This window comes from Mycobacterium sp., assembly GCF_049802695.1.
Taxonomy (GTDB): Bacteria; Actinomycetota; Actinomycetes; order Mycobacteriales; family Mycobacteriaceae; genus Mycobacterium.
In genome coordinates this window covers 1-1,719 of record NZ_JBARMY010000323.1, presented here as the reverse complement: position 1 = coordinate 1,719, position 1,719 = coordinate 1, and the positions used below count along the sequence as shown (strand labels likewise).

3 protein-coding genes and 1 pseudogene are annotated in these 1,719 nt (G+C 68.0%); 1 reads left to right on the top strand and 3 read right to left on the bottom strand.

Annotated elements, in window-relative coordinates:
• A partial coding sequence (locus WA317_RS13320; protein WP_425173483.1) for a TIGR04282 family arsenosugar biosynthesis glycosyltransferase occupies window positions 1-412 on the top strand: 412 nt, incomplete at its 5' end.
• Window positions 413-422: 10 nt separating this feature from the next.
• Here WA317_RS13320 and WA317_RS13315 read toward each other — a convergent pair.
• The 3 genes and pseudogenes from WA317_RS13315 to WA317_RS13305 all read right to left on the bottom strand — a co-directional run.
• Window positions 423-596 carry a hypothetical protein gene (locus WA317_RS13315; protein WP_425173482.1) on the bottom strand — a complete coding sequence of 58 codons (174 nt, stop codon included), beginning with the start codon at window positions 594-596 and terminating at the stop codon, window positions 423-425.
• Window positions 597-721: 125 nt separating this feature from the next.
• The gene (locus WA317_RS13310; RefSeq protein ID WP_425173481.1) at window positions 722-1,552 is read right to left on the bottom strand and encodes an enoyl-CoA hydratase/isomerase family protein; all 831 of its coding nucleotides are present in this window, start codon (window positions 1,550-1,552) and stop codon (window positions 722-724) included.
• A gap of 52 nt (window positions 1,553-1,604) precedes the next feature.
• Window positions 1,605-1,719: pseudogene (locus WA317_RS13305) on the bottom strand (ribokinase); the annotation flags it as partial.

Genomic DNA, 1,719 nt, shown 5'->3' with positions numbered 1-1,719 from the left:
CCAGCGCGGCGACGACTTCGGCGACCGGCTTGCCAACGCGCACGCCGACGCGGCCGACATCTACCCTGTCGTGCAGATCGGGATGGACACCCCCCAGGTCACCGCTGAGCTGCTGGCCGAATGTGCGCGCCGGCTGCTGGGCGCTCAAGCCGTGCTCGGTCCGGCGCGCGACGGCGGTTGGTGGGTGCTGGGACTGCAGACGCCGGCGGTGGCCGAATGTCTGCGCCGGGTCCCGATGTCTCGGCCCGACACCGGAGAGCTCACGTATAGAGCGCTACACGACGAGGGTGTTGAAGTAACTCCGGTGGAGCTGCTGGCTGACTTCGATGTCGTCGACGACATTTCCGTGGTGCGCAGCGCCTGCCGTCCCACGAGTCGCTTCGCTGAGGTCACCCGAGCCGTCGGCCTCTGAGCGGAAGCCGTTAAGAGCGTTCGTAGGTCCCGGTCAGCACGCCACGGCCCAGCAGGTGTCCCGCATGCAGCACGAGATCACCGCTGAGATCGCCGGGCCGCGCAACGCTCAGCTGCTCGACACTGTGATCGGCGCGCTGCTGCTGCGGGTGAATCGGCTCGCCTTCGTCGCCGGCACACCACATCACTACGTGTCGATTATGTTGTCGCCCAGCCGCAGTCGGGTGCTGATGAGTCAGACGGCAGCGAACTGGAAAGCGGCGACGGCTTGGCCATTGCTCACGACGTGCGTCGCGGGCCGGGTTAGCGTCTACAGCCGCCCGTCGAGTCGCAGCCCGGTGTGCACCCAGTTGGGGGAGCGGCGCTCGCGGAACGCCAGAAAACCCTCGACGGCTTCGTCGCCGCCGATGCTGGCCTCCATACCGATCCGGTCGAACAGCCCGAGGTAGTTGTCCAGGCTGGCCTTGATGGTGCGCCGCGCGCCTGGCGCGGTGCGGCAACACTGTGCCAGCACCTCGCGCGCCGACGCCAGCAGCTCGTCGTGTGGCACCACCCGGGCGAGCATGCCCCACTCGACGGCTTCGTGAGCGGTCAACGTGCGCCCGGTCAGCATCAGATCGCGAGTGCGGATCGGCCCGATGATGCGGGCCAGCATCTGGCTGTAATAGGTGTCGGCGATGCCGCGATACAGCTCCGGCACCCGAAACGTGGCGCGCTCGCTAACCACGGCGACGTCGCTGCACATCGCGATCTGCAAGCCACCGCCCTGACACAGGCCGTTGACCGCGGAAACCACGGGCTTGGCGGATTTTCGCAGCGTGTCGAATGGTGTCACGTCCATCGACAGCGCCGAGCCCCACGGCATCCAGTTGTCGTCACCGCCCCCGCCGAGATCCCCGCCGGGCGCGAACACGTCGCCGGTGCCGGTGATCAGCAGGCCCGCCAGATTCGCGTCGGCATTGACCAGGCTGACGGCGTAGCGGACACCGAAGTACATCGCCGGCGTCATCGCGTTGCGTGCCTGCGGGCGGTCGAGCGTCAGGACCGCGAACGGGCCTTCGCGGGTCAGCCTCAAGAACTTCGTTCCCAGCCAATCACCTTCGGGCGGGCGTGGGCTGTCTTCGTCGGAGACTTCCTGCATGAGATCTCCTTTTTGTGCGCCGAGCCTTTGAGTGCGCCGACGTGACGATAGCTCAGCCCGGAACCACCGCGTCGTCGATGACCGCGTTGAGCGGGGCGCAATCACCGGCGCCCGGCACCAGGGTGGCCAGCGCGCCGGCTGCGCACGCCCGGCGCAACGCCTGCTCG